The organism is Staphylococcus borealis (assembly GCF_001224225.1).
Taxonomy (GTDB): domain Bacteria; phylum Bacillota; class Bacilli; order Staphylococcales; family Staphylococcaceae; genus Staphylococcus; species Staphylococcus borealis.
In genome coordinates, this window is record NZ_CUEE01000028.1 from 1 (window position 1) to 688 (window position 688).

General features: G+C 42.4%; 1 pseudogene. It reads right to left on the minus strand.

Annotation, left to right across the window (positions count from 1 at the left end):
* Positions 1-688 (minus strand): annotated as a pseudogene (locus AK212_RS13705) (YSIRK signal domain/LPXTG anchor domain surface protein); the annotation flags it as partial.

Below are 688 nucleotides of genomic sequence, written 5' to 3' on the forward strand. Positions count from 1 at the left end.
CTAAATCCGTATCAAGCGTTGGAACAGTTGGTGGTGTTGTATCAGTTGCTTTAACAGGATCAGATGTAGAACTATTAGGAACTTCCGCATTGTCGTAAGCCTTCGCAGTGACATTACCCTCAGGAATAGGTTTTGTCGGTGTAATCGTGACATGCCCCGTATTATCTGTCGTACCCGAACCAATGATATTACCATCTTTATCAAGTAAATCAACATGCGTATTTGGATCTGTAGTAACTTCAACAGGATCAGTAGTTGTCGCTTTACCAGTTAAATCGCTAGTAACCACAGGCGCCGTTGGCGGAGTTGTGTCAGTTGCTTTTTTCGGTTGAGACGTAGAACTATTCGGATGTTCTGCATTGTCGTAAGCTTTTGCAGTAACATTACCTTCAGGAATAGGTTTCGTCGGTGTAATCGTGACATGACCTGTATTATCTGTCGTACCTGAACCGATAACATTACCGTCTTTATCCAATAATTCTACTTTCGTATTCGGATCTGTAGTAACTTCAACAGGATCAGTAGTTGTCGCTTTACCAGTTAAATCACTTGTAACTATAGGTGCTGTTGGCGCAGTCGTGTCAGTCGCTTTTTTCGGTTGTGACGTAGAACTATTTGGATGTTCTGCATTATCAGTCGCTTTAGCACGTACATTACCTTCAGGGATAGGCACCGTTGGTGTAATCGT